Annotated in this window: 18 protein-coding genes; 11 read left to right on the plus strand and 7 right to left on the minus strand. The window is 72.7% G+C overall.

The window, feature by feature from the left end; all coding sequences use genetic code 11:
* Window positions 1–33 precede the first annotated feature (33 nt).
* Window positions 34–510: a flavin reductase family protein gene (locus AB0I21_RS46680; protein WP_360570780.1), complete on the minus strand. Its 477-nt coding sequence runs from the start codon at window positions 508–510 to the stop codon at window positions 34–36.
* Window positions 511–689: 179 nt separating this feature from the next.
* Here AB0I21_RS46680 and AB0I21_RS46685 point away from each other — a divergent pair, with 179 nt between their 5' ends.
* The 9 genes from AB0I21_RS46685 to AB0I21_RS46725 all read left to right on the plus strand — a co-directional run bounded on the left by AB0I21_RS46685 (window position 690) and on the right by AB0I21_RS46725 (window position 13009).
* Window positions 690–1904 (plus strand): LLM class flavin-dependent oxidoreductase, encoded by a 1215-nt coding sequence (locus AB0I21_RS46685; protein WP_360570782.1) that lies wholly within the window; start codon window positions 690–692, stop codon window positions 1902–1904.
* Window positions 1901–3091, plus strand: coding sequence for an acyl-CoA dehydrogenase family protein (locus tag AB0I21_RS46690; RefSeq protein ID WP_360570784.1), 1191 nt, complete (start codon window positions 1901–1903; stop codon window positions 3089–3091). Before AB0I21_RS46685 ends, AB0I21_RS46690 begins: the two co-directional genes overlap by 4 nt.
* Before the next feature lie 27 nt (window positions 3092–3118).
* A complete protein-coding gene (locus AB0I21_RS46695) occupies window positions 3119–4762 on the plus strand; it encodes an ABC transporter substrate-binding protein (RefSeq protein WP_360570786.1) in 1644 nt (547 codons plus the stop codon).
* 82 nt (window positions 4763–4844) lie between these two features.
* Window positions 4845–5837, plus strand: coding sequence for an ABC transporter permease (locus AB0I21_RS46700; RefSeq protein WP_360570788.1), 993 nt, complete (start codon window positions 4845–4847; stop codon window positions 5835–5837).
* Window positions 5834–6658, plus strand: a complete 825-nt coding sequence (locus AB0I21_RS46705) for an ABC transporter permease (RefSeq protein ID WP_360570790.1) — start codon at window positions 5834–5836, stop codon at window positions 6656–6658. The genes AB0I21_RS46700 and AB0I21_RS46705 overlap by 4 nt, the downstream gene beginning before the upstream one ends.
* Window positions 6655–8379 (plus strand): ABC transporter ATP-binding protein, encoded by a 1725-nt coding sequence (locus AB0I21_RS46710; protein WP_360570792.1) that lies wholly within the window; start codon window positions 6655–6657, stop codon window positions 8377–8379. The genes AB0I21_RS46705 and AB0I21_RS46710 overlap by 4 nt, the downstream gene beginning before the upstream one ends.
* Window positions 8372–10186: an ABC transporter ATP-binding protein gene (locus tag AB0I21_RS46715; RefSeq protein ID WP_360570794.1), complete on the plus strand. Its 1815-nt coding sequence runs from the start codon at window positions 8372–8374 to the stop codon at window positions 10184–10186. Before AB0I21_RS46710 ends, AB0I21_RS46715 begins: the two co-directional genes overlap by 8 nt.
* Window positions 10176–11948 (plus strand): ABC transporter ATP-binding protein, encoded by a 1773-nt coding sequence (locus tag AB0I21_RS46720; RefSeq protein ID WP_360570796.1) that lies wholly within the window; start codon window positions 10176–10178, stop codon window positions 11946–11948. The genes AB0I21_RS46715 and AB0I21_RS46720 overlap by 11 nt, the downstream gene beginning before the upstream one ends.
* The gene (locus tag AB0I21_RS46725) at window positions 11945–13009 is read left to right on the plus strand and encodes an LLM class flavin-dependent oxidoreductase (RefSeq protein WP_360570798.1); all 1065 of its coding nucleotides are present in this window, start codon (window positions 11945–11947) and stop codon (window positions 13007–13009) included. The genes AB0I21_RS46720 and AB0I21_RS46725 overlap by 4 nt, the downstream gene beginning before the upstream one ends.
* A gap of 24 nt (window positions 13010–13033) precedes the next feature.
* Here AB0I21_RS46725 and AB0I21_RS46730 read toward each other — a convergent pair whose 3' ends face one another.
* Together AB0I21_RS46730 and AB0I21_RS46735 are read right to left on the minus strand one after the other, a co-directional pair.
* The gene (locus AB0I21_RS46730) at window positions 13034–13342 is read right to left on the minus strand and encodes a hypothetical protein (protein ID WP_360570800.1); all 309 of its coding nucleotides are present in this window, start codon (window positions 13340–13342) and stop codon (window positions 13034–13036) included.
* Entirely contained in the window at window positions 13258–14502 is a 1245-nt protein-coding gene (locus AB0I21_RS46735; protein ID WP_360570802.1) for an MFS transporter, read from the minus strand. The genes AB0I21_RS46730 and AB0I21_RS46735 overlap by 85 nt, the downstream gene beginning before the upstream one ends.
* Window positions 14503–14588: 86 nt before the next feature.
* Between AB0I21_RS46735 and AB0I21_RS46740 the strand changes: the two genes are divergently transcribed.
* Complete coding sequence (locus AB0I21_RS46740; RefSeq protein ID WP_360570804.1) at window positions 14589–15845, plus strand: GNAT family N-acetyltransferase; 1257 nt, start codon at window positions 14589–14591, stop codon at window positions 15843–15845.
* Here the strand turns inward: AB0I21_RS46740 and AB0I21_RS46745 are convergent.
* The 3 genes from AB0I21_RS46745 to AB0I21_RS46755 all read right to left on the minus strand — a co-directional run bounded on the left by AB0I21_RS46745 (window position 15817) and on the right by AB0I21_RS46755 (window position 17478).
* Window positions 15817–15996, minus strand: coding sequence for a hypothetical protein (locus AB0I21_RS46745; RefSeq protein WP_360570806.1), 180 nt, complete (start codon window positions 15994–15996; stop codon window positions 15817–15819). The two genes, AB0I21_RS46740 and AB0I21_RS46745, sit on opposite strands and share 29 nt — an antisense overlap.
* Before the next feature lie 15 nt (window positions 15997–16011).
* Entirely contained in the window at window positions 16012–16164 is a 153-nt protein-coding gene (locus AB0I21_RS46750) for a hypothetical protein (RefSeq protein WP_360570808.1), read from the minus strand.
* Window positions 16165–16509: 345 nt separating this feature from the next.
* Complete coding sequence (locus AB0I21_RS46755; protein WP_360570810.1) at window positions 16510–17478, minus strand: DMT family transporter; 969 nt, start codon at window positions 17476–17478, stop codon at window positions 16510–16512.
* Window positions 17479–17548: 70 nt separating this feature from the next.
* Here AB0I21_RS46755 and AB0I21_RS46760 point away from each other — a divergent pair, with 70 nt between their 5' ends.
* Complete coding sequence (locus AB0I21_RS46760; protein ID WP_360570812.1) at window positions 17549–18397, plus strand: LysR family transcriptional regulator; 849 nt, start codon at window positions 17549–17551, stop codon at window positions 18395–18397.
* A 302-nt stretch (window positions 18398–18699) separates the two neighbouring features.
* Here the strand turns inward: AB0I21_RS46760 and AB0I21_RS46765 are convergent, their stop codons facing one another.
* Window positions 18700–19332 carry a hypothetical protein gene (locus AB0I21_RS46765; RefSeq protein ID WP_344510798.1) on the minus strand — a complete coding sequence of 211 codons (633 nt, stop codon included), beginning with the start codon at window positions 19330–19332 and terminating at the stop codon, window positions 18700–18702.
* Window positions 19333–19353 lie beyond the last annotated feature (21 nt).

Genomic DNA, 19353 nt, shown 5'->3' on the forward strand with positions numbered 1-19353 from the left:
CCCGGGGCCGCACCGCGCCGTCGAAAGGAAGCCTCAGGCGGCGCGGTGCAGCCTGCTGAACGTGCTCTGGTGGAAGACCAGCGGCGGGACGCCACGGTCCGCGTCGAGGGCGTGCACCCGCAGCAGGATGATGTCGTGGTCGCCGGCCGGGATCTCGCTCTCGATGCTGCAGTCCAGCCAGGCGCAGGCGCCGTCGAGCAGGATCTCGCCGTTGCGGGTCGTGCGCCAGGTCGCGCCGGCGAAGCGGTCACCGCCGCGGCTGCCGAGCTGCCGCCCGAGGTGCTCCTGGTGGGCGGCGAGGACGCTGACGCCGAGCCGCCTTGCCTGCCGCAGGGCGCGCCACGTGCTGGAGGTCTTCGCGATGCAGATCGACACCAGTGGCGGGTCCAGGGACACCGAGGTGAACGAGCTCGCGGCCAGCCCGACGGGCGCGCCGTCGATCAGCGCCGCCACCGCAGTGACCCCGCTGGGGAAGGCGCTGAAGACCCGGCGCAGCTCAACCGCGCTCATGCTTGCTCCGTTGGACGACACGTCTCCATTTTCATACCGGTGACATAGGAGTTGGCAAGAGTTCGACCGATCGTGAATCGCGGTCGGTGCCGAGTCCGGATTCGTATTGGACAACAGGTCAATCTCCTACCAAACTGATAGGTGAACTAGGAGATCGAAGCAGAGAGGGAGGAACACGCATGAGCGACGCGCTGACGTTCGACTCCACGATTCCCCAGACCGCAGCACCGGCGGTCGAGTTCATCAGCCTGTCGCACCTCAACCCGTCGACGGAGCTGAACCCGGTCCCGAGCCGCGGCATCGACCTGCCGTTCTTCCGCCGCTACGTGCGCGCTCTGGAGGACGCCGGTTACGACTACACGCTGCTGCCCTACGGCGCCGGCAGCGCGGACTCGTTCGTCGTGGCCAGCGCTGTCGGCCAGCTCACCGAGCGGATCCGACCGATCGTCGCGCTGCGGCCCAACACCACGTTTCCCACCGTCGGCGCGCAGAAGCTCGCGACCCTGGACCAGCTCACCGAGGGGCGGGCCGTCGTCCACCTCATCTCCGGCGGCAACGACGCCGAGCAGGCCCGGCAGGGCGACTACCTGCCGAAGGGGCGACGGTACGCGCGGACCTCCGAGTACGTCGACATCCTGCGCCGCTCGTGGACGGAGCCGGCAGCGTTCAGCCACGACGGCGAGTTCTACAAGTTCGACAACTTCGGCCCCGGCTTCGCCCCCTACGACGGCCCGATCCCGATCTCGATCGGCGGCCAGTCCGACGAGGCGTTCGCGATCGGCGGCGAGAAGGGCGACATCTTCAGCTTCTGGGGCGAGCCCCTGGCGGACCTGCGCAGCGAGATCGACCGGGTGCACGCCATCGCCCGGGCCGCCGGCCGCACCACGCTGCCGCGGATCTGGGTCACGTTCCGCCCGATCATCGCCCGCACCGACGAGCTGGCGTGGCAGAAGGCGCAGCAGTACGTGGCGAAGCTCGCCGAGACCTGGCAGAAGCCCGGCCCGGCGCAGCTGTACCGCCAGGGCGCCCCGCAGAACGTCGGCTCGCAGCGGGCTCTCGCCTTCGCGGAGCGTTCCGAGCTCTACGACCGGGCGCTGTGGACCCGCACCGCGGCGGTCACCAACGCGGCGGGTGCCTCGACGGCCCTGGTCGGCTCGCCCGAGACCGTTGCCGCCGCGATCCTCGACTATGTCGACCACGGCGCGTCGCTGGTGTCGATCCGCGGCTACGACACCCTCGCCGACGCCGTCGACTACGGCAAGCACGTCCTGCCCCTGGTGCGGCAGGAGCTCGCGCACCGCCGGGAGACCGGGCAGCGCGGCACCCTGCAGGCCGAGCACCTCGGCAACTACGACCCGGCCTACGCGCGGTTCGCCACGGCGGGGCAGCGATGACCAGCGCCGCGGCGCCCCCGCTGACCTTCACCACGCCCGACCTGTCCGACGCGGCCCTTGCCGCCGTCACCGCGCGGGTCGCCGAGACCGCCGCCGAGTACGACCGCACCGGCGCCCTGCCGTGGGCGGGGGTGCGGGCCGCGCACGAGGCGGGGCTGCTCACCGCGGCCGTCGGCACGCAGTTCGGTGGGCCCGGCGCCGGTCCGCGCGACATCGCGCGCATCCTGACCGCCCTCGGCGAGGGCGACGCGTCCGTCGGGCTGCTCGCCGCCAACACGCTGCTGACCCACGCCGCGCAGGCGGCCCGGCCGAGCTGGCCGGCCGAGCGGTACCACGACCTGCTCCGGCAGTCGCAGGACGGCCCGGCCCTCGTCAACGCGATCCGTGCGGAGCCTGAGCTCGGCGCCCCCGCCCGAGGCGGGCTGCCGCGCACGACCGCGACCCGCACCGCCGACGGCTGGGTGCTCAACGGGCGCAAGGCGTACGCCACCGGCGGCAGCGGCCTCGCCTACCACGTCGTGTGGGCGGTCGCCGACGAACCGGACGGCGACCCGGACCGGCCCCGGGTCGGGCACCTCGTCGTTCCCGGTGACGCGCCCGGGATCACCTGGGTCGACACGTGGGACCACCTGGGGCTGCGCGCCTCCAACACCCACGACGTCGTGTACGAGGACGTGACGATCCCGGCCGACGCGTTCACCGAGATCCCGCGCGGTGCCGACGGCGTGTACCGCGACCCGGCCGCCATGGCCGGACCGGGCAGCTTCGGCCACCCGGCCCTCTACCTGGGCGTGGCCCGGGCCGCGCGGGCGGCGTTCGTGACGTTCGCCCGGGAGCGGGTGCCGACCGCGCTGGGCCGGGCGATCGCGCAGACCGAACGCATCCAGTCGGTCGCCGGCGAGATCGACCTGCAGATCGTGCAGGCCGAGACCCTGCTGCACGGCGCGCTGCTGCGGGTCGAGAGCGGCGACACGTCGATCCTGCCCGAACTGTCCGCCGTCAAGGTAGCCATCGCCCGCTCGGTGATCGCCGCGACCCAGGCGGCCGTGGCCGCGCTGGGCAACCCGGGCCTGTCCCGGCACCACCCGCTGGAGCGGCACCTGCGCGACGCGCTCTGCATTCGAGTCCACCCACCGCAGGACGACGCCGTCCTGGTGGCGAGCGGCCGCCGGATCCTCGGCGTCTGAAGTCGACTTCCGAGAAGGAAACCACCCATGCACACATTCCGATTTATCGCGGCCGGCGCCGCGCTGCTCGCCCTGGCCGGATGCGCCGGCGGGACGCCGGCCGCCAGCAGCGGCGGTGACGGCGGCACGCCCAAGCGCGGCGGCACGCTGAAGGTCTCGTACTTCCCCGACAACCCCAACCTGGCCTGCATCGACCCGTTCCAGGTGTACTGGATCGAGAGCCGGTCGATCATCCGGAACTTCGCCGACTCGCTCACCGACCAGGACCCGCAGACCGGTGAGATCGTGCCGTGGCTCGCGTCCAGCTGGCAGATCAGCCAGGACGGCCTCACGTACACCTTCAAACTCCGCGACGGCGTGACCTTCAGCAACGGCAAGAAGCTCGACGCGCAGGCCGTCGCCGACAACGCCACCGGCTGGATCGCCACGGTGAAGGCGACCAACGGCGCCGCGTTCGGTGCGTCCTACGTGCAGGGCCTCACCGGTGCGAAGGCCGTCGACGCGAGCACGGTCGAGTTCACGCTCAGCAAGCCGAACTCGTCGTTCCTGCAGGCGACGTCGACCACGAACCTGGCGATCACCGACCCGGCCGAGTACCAGCAGACCCCGGCGGAACGCTGCACCGGCAAGGGCGTCGTCGGGTCCGGGCAGTTCGTCCTGGACCACTACACGGCGAAGGTCGAGACGGTCCTCACCAAGCGGACCGGCTACCAGTGGGGTTCGTCGCTGTCGAAGAACCGTGGCGAGGCCTACCTGGACAAGGTCGTCTTCAACTACATCGCCGAGGACAGCGTCCGCACCGGCAACCTCATCAGCGGCGCCACCGACATCTCCTGGCCCCGCAACCCGTTCACGCCGCAGGACGAGCAGCTCATCCAGCGCTCCGGCGACAAGATCGAGCAGCGGTCCCTGCCGGGCGTGTCCTACACGCTGTTCGCCAACACGTCCGCCGGTCATGTCCTCGGCGACGCGCAGGTGCGGCTGGCGCTGAACAAGGCCATCGACCGCAAGACCTACGCCACGACGGTGTTCGGCGCGAACTACCCGGTGGTCCAGGGCGCGTTCAACGCGACCACGCCGTTCTTCAAGTCCCAGTCGGACAAGCTCGGCTACGACCCCGACGGCGCCGCGAAGGCCCTCGACGCGGCCGGCTGGACGGTCGGCAAGGACGGCTACCGGTTCAAGGACGGCGCCAAGCTCACCATCGACTACCCGACGACGCAGTTCAGCGCCGGCTCGGAGCTGCTGCAGGCGCAGCTGAAGAAGGTCGGCATCGACCTGAGCCTGCGCACCCTCACCCAGGCGCAGCAGGCCACCTACGTGAACAACGGTGAATACGACCTGACCGGCACATACTTCACCCGCGCCGACCCAGGCGCGCTGCAGTTCATCCTCAATCCCGACGTCGCGAACTCCAAGGCGCTCGCCCGGGCCTCCGCGCCGCCGGCCGGGATCACCCAGGTGCAGACCCTGTTCACGAAGGCGCTGCAGACCACCGACGCGGCCCAGAGCAAGCAGGCCTACGCCGACCTTCAGGACTACCTCATCGCCGAGGGCGTCACGTTCCCGCTGTTCGAGCGGGTGCAGAAGGCCGGCGTCAGCAACAAGGTCCACGGTTTCGCCTTCACCTCCGAGAGCTTCCTCAAGCTCAACGACGTGTGGAAGGACTGACCGGCGCAGCCGCCGCGCCCGCCCGCACACCTGGGCGGGCCCGGCGGCCCCACGGTTCTCCGATCAGAAAGGCGGAACCCCGATGACCCGGTACATCGTGGGACGCATCAGCCAGGCCGTCGTCGTGCTGTGGGCGGCGTTCACGCTGACGTTCGCGATCCTCTACCTGCTGCCCAGCGACCCGATGCAGCTGCAGCTCGCCGCGGCCGGCATCCAGGAGGACAGCCTCACCCCGGAGCAGTTCGCCGGGATGCGGCACCGCTTCGGCCTCGACCAGCCGATCTGGACGCAGTACTGGCATCACCTGTCCGGAGTGGTGCGCGGTGACTTCGGCACCTCGCTCACCCAGGGCGTCCCGGTCGGCGATCTCATCGGCGCCCGGATCGGGCAGACGCTGCTGCTGAGCGTGTCGGCGGCGACGGTGTCACTGCTGGCCGGCACGACCCTGGCCTACCTGGCGACGTTCGCGCGGTGGCACCCGCTGCGGCTGCTGCTGACCCGGCTGCCGGCGCTCGGCGCGTCGTTCCCGCAGTTCTTCGTCGCCCTGTTCCTCATCCAGTTCTTCTCCTTCCAGCTCGGCTGGTTCCCGGCCAACGGCACCGAGGGCGCCGCGTCACTCGTGATGCCGGTGGCGACCATCGCGGTGCTCACGTCGTCGGTACTGGCGCAGGTGCTCGTCAAGACGTTCGACGAGACGCTGCGGCTGCCGTACATCGTGACCGCCCGCGCCAAGGGGCTGTCGCGCTCCGCGGTGCACCTGCGGCACGCCCTGCGCAACGCGGCACTGCCCGCGATGACGATCCTCGGTGTCATCGTCGGGCTCACCGTGACCAGCTCCATCGTCGTGGAGACGGTCTTCACCCGCGAGGGCATGGGCAACCTCGCCCAGCAGTCGGTGCTCGCCCAGGACGTGCCCGTCGTGCTCGCCGTCGTGACCATCGCCGCGAGCATCTTCGTGCTCGTGAACCTCGTCGTCGATCTGCTCTACCCGCTGCTGGACCCGCGGATCTCCTACACCGGCGGGGGCAGGGTCCGCCCACCGGCGGTCGCCGCCACCGAAGGAGGCACCCTGTGACCAACGTGTGGGGCGCGACCGGACAGCTGGTCCGCAGGCCCGTGTTCCTCGTCGCGCTGCTCTACGTGCTCTTCGTCGGCGTCTCGGCCTTCTGGCCGCGCCTGTTCACCTCGGCGGGCCCGTTCGACACCCAGCCCGAGCTGGCGATCCTGCCGCCGAGCCTGGACCACCTCTTCGGCACCGACAACTACGGCCGGGACCTGTGGACCCGCGTGCTCTACGGCTCGCCGCTGACCATCCAGGCCACCGCGCTCGCCCTCGGCATCGCCCTCGTCGCCGGCCTCAGCCTCGGCATCGTCTCCGGCTTCTTCGGCGGCCCCGCCGACGCGCTGCTGATGCGCATCGTCGACGTGCTGCTCGCGATCCCGGGGCTGTTGCTGGCGCTGTCGATCGTCACCGCGCTCGGCTACGGCACCATCCCGGTCGCGGTCGCCGTCGGGGTCGGCATCGTGCCCGGCTTCGCCCGCACCACCCGCGCAGAGGTGCTGCGGGTCAAGACGCTGCCCTACGTCGAGGCGGCCCGCTCCTCCGGCGCGAGCTGGGGTCGGGTGCTGCTGCGGCACATCCTGCCCAACTCGTGGGGCCCGGTCGCGGTCCTCGCCGTGCTCGACGCGGGCGTGGCGATCATCGCCATCGCCTCGCTGAGTTTCCTCGGCTTCGGCGCGGCACCGCCCGCCGCCGAGTGGGGCACGCTCATCGCCGACGGCCGCAACTACCTCATCACCGCCTGGTGGCTGAGCCTGCTGCCGGGCCTGTTCGTGGCGCTGCTCGTGCTCAGCCTGAACCACATCTCCAAGACCCTCCAGGAGCTTTCGCGATGACGGCCGAAGCGCTCGTGCGGATCACGGGACTCGACATCGGGTACACCCGGCACCGGAAGACCACCCCGGCGGTCAGCGGCCTCGACCTGACGGTCAACGCGGCCGAGGTGGTCGCGGTCGTCGGTGAGTCCGGGTCGGGCAAGACCACCATCGCCAACGCGGTCATCGGGCTGCTGCCGCCCAACGGGCGGATCACGGCCGGCTCGGCGGTCGTGGACGGCGTGCAGATCGCCGGCGCGAAGGAACGCGTCCTGCGCCGGCTGCGCGGCTCCGTCGTGGGACTCATCCCGCAGGACCCGATGGTGGGGCTCAACCCGACCATGCGCATCGGCGCGCAGCTCACCGAGGTCGTGCACCTGCGCGGGATCCACGGCGCGGCGGCGCAGGCCGAAGCGGTGCGCTACCTGGACCAGGCCGGCGTGCCCGACCCGGAGCGCCGCATCCGGCAGTACCCGCACGAGCTGTCCGGCGGGCTGCGCCAGCGGGTCCTGATCGCGATCGCGCTCGCCGGCAAGCCGAAGCTCATCATCGCCGACGAGCCCACCAGCGCCCTCGACGTCACCGTCCAGCGCCGCATCCTCGACCACCTCGGCGGGCTCGTCCGCGAGCAGGGCATCTCGCTGCTCATCATCACGCACGACCTCGCCGTCGCCGCGGACCGTGCCGACCGGGTCGTCGTCATGCATGACGGCCGCAAGGTCGAGGAGGGCCTCCCCGGCACGATCCTGACCGCGCCGCGGGAGGAGTACACCCGCCGGCTCATCGCCGCCGCGCCGCGCCTCGCCCACGGCGGCCGGGTCGTGCCCCGCTTCGACGTGCGCGAGCAGGTGCAGCCCGAGCCGATCCTGACCCTCACCGACGTGAGCAAGACCTTCGCCAGCAACGACCTGCGGCGCGGCGCCCGCGGCTTCAACGCCGTCGACAAGGTCAGCCTGACCGTGGGCCGGGGGCAGACCCACGCGATCGTCGGGGAGTCCGGCTGCGGCAAGACGACGACCCTGCGCGTCGCGCTGGGCCTGGAGCCGGCGACGAGCGGCTCGATCCTCCTGGACGGCACCGAGGTCGCCGGGCGCAGCTGGAGCCAGCTGCGGCCGTTGCGGCGCAAGGCGCAGCTGGTGCACCAGGACCCGTTCGCGGCGCTCGACCCGAAGTTCACGGTCCGGCAGTCGATCACCGAGCCGCTGGTGTCGTTCAAGGTCGGCGACCGGCGCAGCCGCGAGGCCCGCGCCCGGGAGCTGCTCGACCAGGTGGCGCTGCCGGTCGCGTACCTGGACCGGCTGCCCAGCGAGCTGTCCGGCGGGCAGCGGCAGCGGGTCGCGATCGCGCGGGCGCTCGCGCTGAGCCCGCAGCTGCTGATGCTGGACGAGCCGGTGTCGGCGCTCGACGTGCTCGTCCAGGACCAGATCCTGCGGCTGCTGGTCGACCTGCAGGAGCGGCTCGGGCTGTCGTACCTGTTCGTGTCGCACGACCTGGGCGTCGTCGCCGAGATCTCGCACACGGTGTCGGTGATGAGCGGCGGCAAGGTCGTCGAGCAGGGGCCGGTCGCGGAGGTCTTCACCAACCCGCGGTCGCCGCACACCCGGGAGCTCATCGATGCCGTCCCCGGCCGTGCGGCGGCCGACCGGCCGACGCCGGCGCATCTGGAAGGGACGGACCGGCCGGCAGCGGACACACCGGCTACGCCTTCAGCCGAGCGGCCGACGGCGGATGTGCATGGCTGAACGTTCCATGGAGCGACGTCCGCCAGTTCCGGACACCCGGCGGCAGTCGGCGCTCGTGGCCCAGTTCGCCGGGGCGCGAGCCAACCCGGGACCGGCGGCCGTCGCCACCGTCACCGGGCTGCTCAACGGCGCCACGATGGTGTTCGGCGCGTCCGCCGTCGGCTGGGCCACCGACCACCTCGTGGTGCCCGCCCTGTCGGGCCGTGTCGTGCCGGCGTCGGCGTGGTGGGTCAGCGCGTTGCTCATCCTCGGCACCTCGGCACTGCGGTGGGTCACCATCTTCATCCGTGGCATCGCCACCGGCCGGGTCCAGCACCGTGCGCAGGCCGAGACCCGCCGTGCCGTCGTGCACCGCTACCTGGAGCTCGACCCCGGCTGGCACCGCCGCCACCCGCCGGGCCGGCTCCTCGCGCACGCCGTGTCCGACGTGGACGCGCTGTGGTCGCCGATGCAGTTCGCGTACTTCGCCGCCGGCATGGTCTTCATGCTGCTGCTCGCCCTCACGGAGCTGTTCGCCCGCGACCTCGCCCTCGGGCTGGTCGGGCTGGCGCTCGTCGTGCTCGTCCTCGGCGTCAACATCGGCTACCGGCGGCTCCTCGCCCCGCGTGCCCGCGCCGCGCAGGCGGCCCGCGGCGCCGTCAGCGGCGTCGCCCACGAGTCGATCGAGGGCGGTCCGGTCGTCCGCAGCCTGGGTCTCGCCGCGTCCGAGGACGCCCGGTTCGCGCCCGCCGTCGACGGTCTGCGCGCCGCGGACCTGCGCATCGCTTCCGTCAGCTCGGTGTTCGACCCGGTGCTGGAGCTGCTGCCGACCGTCGCGGTCCTCGCGGTCCTCGCCGTCGGGGCGCCGCAGGCCGCGGCCGGTGGTCTCACCGTCGGTGACCTGGTCGGTGTCGTGTACCTGCTCATCACGATCTCCATCCCGCTCAACGTCATCAGCCGGTTCCTGTCGATGCTGCCGATGTCGGGCGCCGGCCGGGCCCGCGTCGAGGCGGTGCTGCAGCACCCGGTCGCCGCGCCCACGGGTGAGCGGCGACTGACCGCCGGGCGGGCGCTGCGGGTGCGGCTGCGCGGCGCCGGCGTCACCGTCGACGGGCACCGGCTCCTCGGCGGCGTCGACCTGGACCTCGAGCCGGGCACCGTCACCGTCGTCGTCGGTGCCGTCGGCTCCGGCAAGAGCACCCTGCTCGACGTCGCCGGCGGTCAGGACCACCCGACCGCCGGCACGGTGTGCTTCGACGGCGTCGACGTGCGCGATCTCGGCCGGGACGCGGTCGCGGAGCACGTCGCGGTCGTGTCGCAGACGTCGTTCCTGTTCGCGGAGTCCGTCCGTGACAACCTGAGCCTCGCCGGCCACCCGTGGCGGCGCCGCCCGTACACGGAACAGGAGCTTTGGCGGGCCCTGCGCATCGCCGCGGCGGACGACATCGTCCGGGATCTGCCCGACGGGCTCGACACCGTCGTCGGTGAGCGCGGCGCGACCCTGTCCGGCGGCCAGCGGCAGCGGATCTGCCTCGCCCGCGCCGTCCTGCGTGAGCCGCGGCTGCTGGTGCTCGACGACGCCATGTCGGCGCTCGACCCGCGCGTCGAACGCCAGGTCCTCGCCGGGCTCGCCGCCGCCTGGGACGGCCCGGACCGGCCGACGGTGCTGCTCGCCACCAGCCGCCCCGCCGCGGTCACCCTCGCCGACCGGGTGGTCCTCCTGCACGCCGGCGGAGTCGCCGCGGCCGGTGAGCACACCGCGCTGCTGGACGTGCCGGAATACCGCCGCATCGTCACCGCCTACGAGGACCGTTCCCATGTCGGCTGAGCTCGCCAGCCTCGCGAACGCCGGGCCGCGGGCCCTGATCGCCGCCGCCGTGCGCGTCTCGCCGCGGCTGCGCAAGGGCCTCGCCCTCACCGGCCTGCTGGCGCTGCTCGCGGGCGCTGGGCGGGTCATCGCGCCGCTGACCGTGCAGCACGCGATCGATGCCGGCCTCGCGCCGCACACCGTCGGGCCGGCGGTCGCCGTCGGCGCGGGCGCCGTGCTGGTCGCCGGCACGTCCTCCGTCCTGCTCAACCGGCGGCTGCACGACCACGTCGAAGGTGCCCTCGCCGACGTGCGGCGGGCCGGGCTGCGCCGGGTCCACGAGATGGCCGCCAGCACCGCCGACCGGGTGCCCGCCGCCGACCTGACGGCCCGGCTCACCAGCGACGTCGACCAGGTGACCACGTTCCTGCAGGGCGGTGGCATCCAGTTCCTCACCAGCGCCGCCCAGCTGCTCGTCGCGACCGCCGCGATGCTCGCCTACAGCCCGCTGCTGGCGCTGCCCGTGTTGGTCCTGGCGGCGCTCGCGTTCGGGGCGATGCTCGGCATGCAGCGGGTGATCGCCCGCCGGTACGACCGCGCCCGCACCGACTTGTCGCGCCTGCAGACCGCGGTGAACGAGGCCGTGCTCGGCGCGCCCGTGATCCGCTCCACCGGCACCGCGGCCCGCGCCCGGGGCAAGCTCGACGAGGCCGTCGACCGCGCCCGGGACAGCCTCGTGCGGACCCTGGTGCCGTTGCACAGCAACACGTCGCTGGGGGAGCTGGCGATCTCCACGATGACCGTGGCGGTCCTGCTCGGCGGCGTCTGGTGGGCCCTCGCCGGCTCCCCGGCGCAGCCGCGCCTCACCGCCGGGCAGGTCGTGGCGATGGTGTTCCTCGTCGGTTTCTTCGTCCGGCCGTTGCAGTTCCTCGTGCAGAGCCTCGGCGAGGCGCAGAACGCTCTCACCGGCTGGCGACGGGCACTGGAGCTGGTGAGCACGCCGAGCGCCGAGGTCGCCGGCGGCGTCGCGCTGCCTCCCGGCCCGGTCGGGGTGTGTGTCGAGGAGGTGTCGGCCCGGTACGGCGACGGCCCCCTCGTCCTGCGCGACGTGACGGCCCGCATCGCACCGGGCGAGCACGTCGCCGTCGTCGGCCGCACCGGATCGGGCAAGTCCACGTTCGCGAAGCTGCTCACCCGCCGCCTGGAGACGGCCGGTGGGACGATCCGGCTCGGCGGGGTGCCGCTGCCCCGGCTCGCCGCCGCTTCCCTGGCCGGCCGGGTCGTCATCGTCCCGCAGGACCCGTTCCTGTTCGACGGCACCCTCGGGCAGAACATCCGGCTCGGCGCGCCCGCCGCGACCGACGCCGACGCGGTGCGCATCCTGCGCGACCTCGGCCTCGCCGACTGGTTCGGCACCCTGCCCGACGGTCTCGACACCCAGGTCGGCCTGCGCGGTGAACGCCTCTCCGTCGGCGAACGGCAGCTCGTCGCCCTGGCCCGCACGGCCCTCGTCGACCCGGACCTGGTGGTGCTCGACGAGGCGACGTCCGGCGTCGACCCGGCCACCGACGTGGCGGTGCAGCGCGCCCTCGCCGTCCTGACCCGCGGCCGGACCACCGTCTCGATCGCCCACCGCATGATCACCGCCGAGACCGCCGACCGGGTTCTCGTCTTCGCCGCCGGGCGCCTCGTCGAGTCCGGCCACCACACCGACCTCGCCGGGCGGCCCGGCCCGTACGCCGACCTCGTCGCGGCGTGGCACAGCACTGGAGGAAACCCATGACCAGGCTCGGCTTCAACACCCGCGTGTCGTTCCCCACCGGCGAGGCGGCTCGCGGCCTCCGGGAGGGCATCGAGCTCTTCCAGGCGGCGGAGGCGCTCGGATACCAGTCGGGCTGGGCCTACCAGCGGCACTTCGACAACTACCTGTCCTCACCGATCCCGTTCTTCGCCGCCGCCGGCCAGCACACCAGCCGCATCACCCTCGGCAGCGCCGTCATCCCCGCCCGCTACCAGGAGCCAGTCCTGCTCGCCGAGGCCGCCTGCACCGCGGACCTGCTGATCGGCGGGCGGCTGCAGCTCGCGTTCTCCAGCGGCACCGACGTGTGGGACGCCGTGTTCGGCGCGGTCGACACCGACGCGCGCACCGAGGGCCAGCGTCGGCTCGCCCGGTTCCTGGCCGCCGTGTCGGGGGACACCCTGCACACCGTCACGGAACGCCACGGCCTTGCCGGCCCGCCGGTCGGCACCGAGCTGCGGGTGACCCCGCCGGATCCTGGGCTGCGGGACCGGATCTGGTACGGCTCCGGCAGCATCGCCTCCGCCGTCACCGCCGCCCGGCAGCGGCTGCGGCTCATCACCGGCACGATCCTGCACGACGTCCCGGCCGGCGAGACGTTCCCCGACCACCAAGCGCGGCTGATCGGCGCCTACCGTGAGGCGTGGACCGCCGCGCACGGCACGCCCGCGCCGCCGGTCGCGGTCGCCGCCTCGGTCCTGCCCGGCTCGACCGCGGCGCTACGCGACACCTACGCCGCCTACGACCGGCAGCGGCGAACGCAGGGCCCCGCCGCGTCCCGTCCCGCGGGCGCCCTGCCGCCGTCACTGTCCGCGGACCTGCCGCCCGGGATGGCGATGAGCCCGGTGTACCACGGCGACCCCGACACGGTGACCGCCGCGGTCCTTGCCGATCCAGGCCTGTCGGCGGCGGACGAACTGGTGCTGTTCCTGCCACCCGCGTTCGGCCTCGCCGACAACGTCCGCCTGCTCACCGACCTGGCACGGACGGTGGCCCCGGCACTCGGCTGGATCCCGTCCCTCGAACCGGTGGCCGCCGTGCGCTGAGGCGACACAGAGCGCCCGGCGTGGTCATTCGTGCATGGTGCCGGGATTGGTGGACTCGGCCGGGGCGTCGTGGACCTTCGGGGTGTTTCGGAGGGCCGGACTGAAGGACAGCACGCAGGCGGCGAGGACGAGGCCGAAGCAGATGAGCAGGCCCTGGCGCAGGCCGGTGGCGGTGGCGGTGCGCAGGTCGCCGGCGAGGGCGACCCCGGTGACGAGGGCGATGCAGAACGTCGCCGACAGGCGCTGCGTCAGTTGGAGGAAGGCGGCCGCGACGCCGTGGTGCGTCGGCGGCGCAAAGCTGAGTGTGATCGCCCGCAGCGGCGGCTCGAACACTGCCGACGCACCGCTGATGAGCAGCTCGACCGCGACGATCGCGACGACGAGCCCGGTGCCCGTGACGGCGGTGCTGATCGAGGCGAGGACGGCTGTGCCGGAGGCCTGGACGACGAGCGCGATCGGCAGGGTACGGGCCCCGAGCCGGGCATAGACGCGGGACGTGACCGAGGACGCCGCGACCCGTGCGAGCGCCCCGGGGACCAGCACCGCGGCGACGACGAGGGGCTCCAGCCCAGCCCCTGCAGCAGGTACACCGCGAGCACCGTCGAATGGGCGAGCAGCCCGCCGAACCAGAGCAGCGCGATCAGGTTACCGGCCACGAAGCCGCGGGACGCCAGCAGCTCCGGGACGAACAGCGGCGTGCGCCCGCGGGCGGCGTAGCGGCGTTCCCAGGCGACGGTCGCGACGGCCAGGCCGGCGCACGCGCCGACGACGGTCCAGAGCCGGCCGCCGTCGATGCCCGGGTCGATGACGGGCACGGTGACCAGCACGACGAACGCGCCGACGAGGACGATCGCGGGCAGGTCGAGACTGATCCGCTGCGCCGCGGGCGGCCGGCGCGGCAGGAACCGGATGGTGAGCGCGATGACGGCGGCGACGAACGGCAGGTTCAGCGCCAGCACCGCCCGCCACGCGAGGCGGTCGGGGAGCACGCCGAGCGCGAGCGCGGCGCCGAGCGGCCCGATCACTGCGGCGACGGCGCCCGCGGCGCTGTAGGCCGCGAGGGCCCGGACCCGCCGCAGCCCGGTGAACCGGTCCTGGACGATGCCGAGCACCTGGGCGCTGACGATCCCGGCGCCCAGGCCCTGCACGGCGCGCCCGGCGACGGCCCACCAGATGCCGGGCGCGGCCGCGGCGGCGAGCGCGCCGGCCGCGAACACGACGAGTCCGACGATGAACAGCGTGCGCCGGCCGTGCGCGTCGCCGAGCCGCCCGCCGGGCACCAGGCCGAGGCCGAACGTCAGCGAGTAGATGGACAGAAACCACTGCACGCCGCTGGTCGGCGCGTCGAGGGTGGTGCCGAGCAACGGCACCGCGTAGGTGACGACCACCGAGTCGAGCAGTGTCGCGAACCCGGCGCCGGCGCAGCACGCGAGGAGCCCGAGGTCGGACCGTCCCATCCGCGCCGGCGCGGCCTGCGTGTCTGCGACGGTCACAGGCGCAGCGTAGGCGCCGGCCAGATTGGCGTCAAAGCCTATGGGTTAACTAGTAAATTACGTCGCTCTCGTGGCAAGATCGGACGGTGCACATCGAGAGCGTCGACTGGGACGACGCGGCCGCGGTGGCGTTGCGCGAGGCAATGGCCGAGGAGGTCGCGCTGCGCTATCCCGACCGGTTCAACGACCGCAACGGGGTCGACGCGGGCGACGTCGTCTACACGGGCGTCGTCTACACCGCCGACGGACAGCCGGTCGGGCACGCGGCGCTGCGCCGCCTCGGCGAGGACCTCGAGCTCAAGCGCATGTACATCGTCCCCGCGCACCGCGGCACGGGCGTGTCGACCGCGTTGCTCGCGGCCGTCGAGGAGGCCGCTGTGCGGCTCGGCGGGCGCCGGCTCCTGCTGCAGACCGGCGACCGCCAGCCGGAGGCGGTCCGCCTCTACGAGAAGACCGGCTACACCCGTATCCCGATCTTCCCGCCGTACGAGACGCAGACGTACTCGTTCTGCTTCGAGAAGGTCCTGCGGCCCGTTCGCACCGCCACCACGGTGATCACGGGCGGCACCGACGGGATCGGGCGGGCGCTCGCCGGGACGTACCTCGGCCGCGGCCACCACGTCGTGGCCATCGGGACCAATCAGGAGAAGGGCACGGCGTTCCTGCGGGCCGCGGACGAGGCCGGCGCCGGTGACAGGGTGATGTTCCTGCGCGCCGACCTGAGCCTGGTCGCCGGCAACCGCGGCGTCATCGACCGGATCACCGAGCGGTACGCGGCGATCGACGTGCTGATCCTCGGGGCACGGTTTCACCGCTCGACCCGTGTCGAGACCGCGGACGGCCTCGAGAGCAACTTCGCGCTCTACTACCTCAGCCGGTACCTGCTGAGCCACGGCCTGGCCGGGCTGCTGCAACGCGCCGAGCAGCCGGTCGTGCTGAACTTCGGCGGCGTCGGCCTCACCGGCCCGGTCCGCTGGGACGACCTGCAGCTGCGCCACGACTATCCCGGCACCGGCGCCCTCGGCCACAGTGCCGCCCTCTGTGACCTTCTCGGGGCGCGGTTCGCCGAGGAGTACGGCATCCCCTACGTGCTGAACCATCCAGGGGTCGTCGCCACCAGCTTCGCCGGCGAGTACGACGCGGCCACCGCGGCCCACGTCGAAGGGCTCCGGAACTCGGGCAAGCCGGTCGCCGAGGCGGTCGCGCAGATCCTGCCGTTCCTCGACGCACCGCCCGCCGGGCTCACGGCGGTGCTGGAGGGCAGGCGCATCCCGTTCGCGGCCGACCCCGGCGACGCCGCCCGCCTCGACGACATCACCAGGAAGCTCCTGGCGGCTCTCTGAGGATCAGCTCCGCTACGGCGTCGGGCCGGTCCAGGGGGACGAGGTGGCCGCTGCGGGCGACGAGCTCGCCGGTGAGGTCGTCGGTGACCGGCAGCAGCTGCCGGTGCAACAGGTCACCGACGGTGTTGCCGCCCACGGCGACGGTCGGCACGGTCCGGAAGCCGCGTCACGGCCCCCGTCCCAGGATCTGGGGGCGGCTCGTGCCGGCAGGGACGTTGGGGCCGGCGATCACCAGCGGCACGACGACATCATGGTCGAACGCGGTCTGCTTGCCTTCCACAAGGGGTAGATCAGCCGCGTGCCGGTCGAGCGTGAGCAACGCCGCGCCGCCACGCGAGCGGTGACCCACCCGGCCCGGCTGGGCTGCTGCCCGCCGCCGCGATCGACGGGAAGCTGTTGCACGGCACCCGCACCCTGGCCGGGCAGGTGTTCCTCGTCGCAGCGGTCACTCACGACCACGGGGTGGCCCTGGGCCAACGCCAGGTCCCCGGCACACGCGGCGAGAACACGGTGATCGCCGATCTGCTGACACCCCTCGATGTCGAGCGGCCCGTTCCCCGGTCGGCGGACCGCGCCTACCTGGCCGCCCTGGCCGCGTTGACCGCCCTGATCGAACAGATCGACGCCATCGAGCAGATCACCGACACTGCTGAAGCAGCACCCGTCACGGCCGTGCGGGGGACGTGGCGGGAGCGGGCGTCGGAGGTGGCACGTGGTGAGGAGGGGCCTCCTGGTCGGCGCCGACCGTGGATGGGGTGTCCCTCCGTGCGGCCGTCAGCATCGCGCCGCCGATCACCAGGGCCGCGCCCGCGAGGATCGTGGGCCCGACCGGCTCGCCGAGCAGGACCGCGCCGAACAGCGTCGACCATAGCGGGACGAGATATGTGACGGACGCCGCCACGGTCGGGCCGGCGGCCTGGATGATGCGCAGGTTCAGGATGTAGGCGACACCGGTGCCGACCGCCCCCAGCGTCACGAGCCCGAGGGCCGCCTGCGGGCCGGGCCAGCTGGGCGCGCCGCCGACGAGCGGGGCTACCAGCGCCAGCTGGAGTGTCGCGGTGCCGATCTGCATCACCGACAGCGTCGCTGCCGACTCCGCCCGGCCGGAGAGGAATCGGCGCGTGTACGCGAACCCGGCGCCGTAGCAGACGGTCCCGCCGAGGCAGGCGAGCGTGCCGAGCAGCGGTGCCCCGTCGAGCCCGTCCCAGACGCCGAGCACGACGAGCACTCCCGCAAACGCCGCGACCAGGCCGATCATGCGGCGGGTGGTCGGCCGCTCCGCGGGGACCAGCACCAGCGCGAAGACGAACGTCGTCAGCGGGGTCGTGGCGTTGAACACGCCGGCGAGCACGGTGGTGACCTGCGTCTGCCCGTACGCGAACAGCGCGAACGGCACGGCGTTGAGCAGCGCGGCGACGACGAAGGCATGGCCCCACACGACAGGGTCCCGGGACAGTGGCGCCCGCAGGACCAGGCAGCACACCGCCAGGGCCATGGCTCCGAAGGCACAGCGCCAGAACGCGAGCCACACCGGCTCGACGCCGGCGGTGACCGCGACCTTGATGAACAGGAAACTAGACCCCCAGATCAGGGAGAGCGCCAGGAATGAGGGCAGCCAGCGGACGTTGCGCATGGACGGATCATGCGTCCGCGCCACATCATGAGTCCAACAAGTGGCACGCAGTGCACTATGAGGAGTGCTCATGAATCTGGCACAGCTCCGCGCCTTCGTCGCGGTCCTCGACGACGGCAGTTTCAGCGGCGCCGCGGCGACGCTCGGCATCAGCCAGTCAGCGGTGTCGCACACGATCGCCACGCTCGAGCGGACCCTCGGCCATCCGGTGCTGATCCGGCAGGGTGGGGTTCGTGCGACCGCCTTCGGTGCGGAGATCGCCGGACACGCCCGAGCGGCGGTGGTTGCCGCAGCGGCGATCGGGATGCTGGCCGCCCAGCGTGACGGCCGACCGGCCGGCTCGATCAAGCTCGCCGCGCCACCGACGGTGTGCCAGGGCCTCATGCCGGGGCTGCTGGCCCGCTGGCGGGACGAACTGCCCGGCGTCGACGTGGCACTGTTCGAGGGTGAGGACGACGAGGTCGCCGAATGGCTCGCCGACCACACCGTCGATCTGGCCGTCGTCGTGGACCCACCACCCGGACCAGGTCATGTCCTCGCGGAGGATACGTTCCATGCGGTACTGCGTCGCGACCATCCCCTCGCCGGCGAGCACGCCGTCGGCGTCGCCGATCTGCAGGACGACGCGTTCCTGCTCTCGCGCGGCGGCTGCGAGCGGCACGTCCGCGAGGCGCACCGCCGCAGCGGCGTCCCGTTCGCGCCGACGCACCAGGTGCGGGAACTGGGCACCCTGTTCGCGATGGTTCGGGCCGGGATCGGTGTGTCGATCGTGCCCGGGCTCGCCGCCGCCATGCTCGACCCGCGACTGGTGCTGGTACCGCTGCGGCCGGTCCTGGCCCGGCGGCTGGTGCTCCGTGGCGCCATCGACCGGCTGTGGCATCCGGCAGTGACCGCCCTGGTGGAGCACGCCGCAGCATGAGCGAACCTGTTGCCGGCACTCTGTGCACCGACTACGCCCGGGTCAACGCGACGCGCTGTCGGCAAGCCGCCCGACCAAAATCGTCGGTCTGGTCGCACGGACCGCAGGGCGACCGAGACGTCGTCGCGATTGGACGGCGTCGAGCCCGACGACGGACTCGTAGAAGGTGAGCGCCGCCGCAACATCGACGCCTGACCGACGCCGCCGGAGCACGCCGGGAGCCCCGCCGGTGCCGCCCGCCGCAGACGACGAACGCGACGACCGTTGCGGCTGGCGCAACGGTCGTTCTCCGCGTGTCCGGCTTACCGGCGCGCGCTGCGCGTGACGCTGATGCCGAAGGCGAGCAGCCAGTAGCTCAGCAGTGCGCCGACGGTGGCGGTGCTCCCCCAACCGTTGGCGGCGTAGAAGTTCGCCGGGTCGTTGCCGAAGTAGATGGACGGGATGAAGGCGGCGCTGACGACGGCGAGCGTCACGGCGGTGACGCCAGTCCAGCGGGGCAGGATGCCGGTACGCAGGACGAGCGAGCCGAGCGCGGCCAGGAACAGCGCCAGGGTGGTGCGGCCGATTGTGCCATACAGGATGTACGTGCCGGACACGTCGATCGTCGGGTCGATGGCCGTGTCAGCGGCGATGACTGCACCGGCCTCGAGGCCCATGGAGACGAGCGTGACCGTGATGTACATCAGGCCTGCCGCCGATACGAGCGACGCCGCCCATTCGTGATCGGGCGCGGCCCGGCGGACCAGTTCGCGCAGGCCGGTGACGAGGCCCGTGAACGCGACGAACGCGAGGATCCCGATGAGGATGCGCGTCAGCACGTTCCAGTCCGGCGGCGGGCCGTCGTAGATGAAGTACAGGGGCACCTCGACGATGAGCGCGATCGCCGTGAGGATCCCGCAGAGCCCGGTGACGCGACGCACGACTGCCTGGTTCATGATTCGAAGCCCTTCTCGTTT

It is taken from the genome of Dactylosporangium sp. NPDC050588, from assembly GCF_040654975.1.
GTDB lineage: Bacteria > Actinomycetota > Actinomycetes > Mycobacteriales > Micromonosporaceae > Dactylosporangium > Dactylosporangium maewongense.

What these genes read in the sequence shown, in the direction of transcription:
- AB0I21_RS46760 (WP_360570812.1), top strand. Translation starts at nt 17,549, where the DNA reads ATGAATCTGGCACAGCTCCGCGCCTTCGTCGCGGTCCTCGACGACGGC.
- AB0I21_RS46765 (WP_344510798.1), bottom strand. Translation starts at nt 19,332, where the DNA reads ATGAACCAGGCAGTCGTGCGTCGCGTCACCGGGCTCTGCGGGATCCTC.
- AB0I21_RS46695 (WP_360570786.1), top strand. Translation starts at nt 3,119, where the DNA reads ATGCACACATTCCGATTTATCGCGGCCGGCGCCGCGCTGCTCGCCCTG.
- AB0I21_RS46700 (WP_360570788.1), top strand. Translation starts at nt 4,845, where the DNA reads ATGACCCGGTACATCGTGGGACGCATCAGCCAGGCCGTCGTCGTGCTG.
- AB0I21_RS46680 (WP_360570780.1), bottom strand. Translation starts at nt 510, where the DNA reads ATGAGCGCGGTTGAGCTGCGCCGGGTCTTCAGCGCCTTCCCCAGCGGG.
- AB0I21_RS46710 (WP_360570792.1), top strand. Translation starts at nt 6,655, where the DNA reads ATGACGGCCGAAGCGCTCGTGCGGATCACGGGACTCGACATCGGGTAC.
- AB0I21_RS46690 (WP_360570784.1), top strand. Translation starts at nt 1,901, where the DNA reads ATGACCAGCGCCGCGGCGCCCCCGCTGACCTTCACCACGCCCGACCTG.
- AB0I21_RS46715 (WP_360570794.1), top strand. Translation starts at nt 8,372, where the DNA reads ATGGCTGAACGTTCCATGGAGCGACGTCCGCCAGTTCCGGACACCCGG.
- AB0I21_RS46725 (WP_360570798.1), top strand. Translation starts at nt 11,945, where the DNA reads ATGACCAGGCTCGGCTTCAACACCCGCGTGTCGTTCCCCACCGGCGAG.
- AB0I21_RS46720 (WP_360570796.1), top strand. Translation starts at nt 10,176, where the DNA reads ATGTCGGCTGAGCTCGCCAGCCTCGCGAACGCCGGGCCGCGGGCCCTG.
- AB0I21_RS46685 (WP_360570782.1), top strand. Translation starts at nt 690, where the DNA reads ATGAGCGACGCGCTGACGTTCGACTCCACGATTCCCCAGACCGCAGCA.
- AB0I21_RS46755 (WP_360570810.1), bottom strand. Translation starts at nt 17,478, where the DNA reads ATGCGCAACGTCCGCTGGCTGCCCTCATTCCTGGCGCTCTCCCTGATC.